Genomic DNA, 1338 nt, shown 5'->3' with positions numbered 1-1338 from the left:
CGTCTGTTGATGCTCGGCTGCGGCGACGTATTTGCGCTACAGACGGCGTTGTCGATCCGCCGGCTCAGTCCAGCTTCTCGTGGAAATCGGACGCGCCGCGCTTCCAGTAGACGGACACGCGCATGGCTTCCCTGGGATGTTGTTTGTCATCGGCCAGCACGGCGCGCACCGCCTTCATCACGACCGCTTCGCCGGCGGCCCAGACATAGCCTTCGCCGGCAGGCAGCGTGAGCGCGCGCAGGGCGGCGACCAGTTCCTCACCCGACTTCACCCATTTGACGTCGAGGTCGGCTTTGGTGTCGAACTCGCGGATATCGCCGTCCGACGCTTCGATCACGGCCAGCACTTTGGCGCCGGCCGGCAACTCCTGGAGACGGCGCGTGATCGCCGGCAACGACGACAGGTCGCCCGCCAGCAAATGCCAGTCGTAATCGAGCGGCACCACCATCGAGCCGCGCGGGCCGGCGATGACGGCGTCCATGCCGACCTGGGCCTGGCGCGCCCAGTCGGTGGCGGCGCCTTCGGCGTGCAGGGCGAACTCCAGCACCAGTTCCTTGCGCTGCGCATCGTGGCCGATCGGCGTGTAATCGCGTCGTACCGAGGCGCCTGATGCATCCGGGAAAACGAACTTGACGTGGTCGTCGAACGACAGCGAGGTGAAGTCTTCCAGTGCGTCGCCGTGGAAGGTCACGCTGAGCATGTTGGCGCCGGTAGCGCGGACGGCGGCGACCTTGACGTCGCGGAACTTGAGTTCATAACGGACGCGTTGCACTTCGCGGGTGATTGATTTGGATTCCATGATCGGAGAAATTGGTTGATAATGTCATCATTATGAGAAAACAAGTTGATAAAGTCAACCAATCACCTGCCGCCGAAAGGGTCTTTGACGCCATCCACACGGTGATGCACCTTTACCGTTCGGGGCGCTCGCAGGCGTTTCGCGACGACGAGCATGGCATCACGCACATGGAAAGCCGCGTGCTCAACTACTTCGCGCATCATCCCGGCGCCACGCAAAAAGACCTGGCCGCCCATTCGGGACGCGACAAGGCGCAGCTCACCCGGCTGGTGCGCGGCCTGCGCGACGGCGGCTATCTGGAATCGAAGGAAGACGTCACGGACCGGCGCAGCACCTGCCTGCAACTGAGCCCGCAGGGGCAGGCTTTGCACGCCGAGTTGATGAAGTCGGGCGCGCAGATACTGGAACGCGCAGTCGACGGTCTGTCCGCGCAGCAATGCGAAGAGCTGGTGCAGTTGATGGAGATTATCCAGACCAATCTGGAAAAAGGGCGCTAGCTGTTTGCCGGAAGCGGCAGGCGATCAGCGCCATCGGCAAAA

The 1338-nt window shown here is 62.9% G+C and carries 2 protein-coding genes; one reads left to right on the top strand and one right to left on the bottom strand.

Features of this window, described 5'->3' with window-relative positions:
* Window positions 1-64 precede the first annotated feature (64 nt).
* Window positions 65-799, bottom strand: a complete 735-nt coding sequence (locus HLUSI_RS0119460; RefSeq protein ID WP_016835540.1) for a siderophore-interacting protein — start codon at window positions 797-799, stop codon at window positions 65-67.
* 104 nt (window positions 800-903) lie between these two features.
* Here HLUSI_RS0119460 and HLUSI_RS0119455 point away from each other — a divergent pair, with 104 nt between their 5' ends.
* The gene (locus HLUSI_RS0119455) at window positions 904-1296 is read left to right on the top strand and encodes a MarR family winged helix-turn-helix transcriptional regulator (protein WP_016835539.1); all 393 of its coding nucleotides are present in this window, start codon (window positions 904-906) and stop codon (window positions 1294-1296) included.
* Window positions 1297-1338 lie beyond the last annotated feature (42 nt).

Source organism: Herbaspirillum lusitanum P6-12 (assembly GCF_000256565.1).
Classification (GTDB): Bacteria; Pseudomonadota; Gammaproteobacteria; order Burkholderiales; family Burkholderiaceae_D; genus Herbaspirillum; species Herbaspirillum lusitanum.
This window is presented reverse-complemented; position numbering and strand designations above follow the sequence as displayed.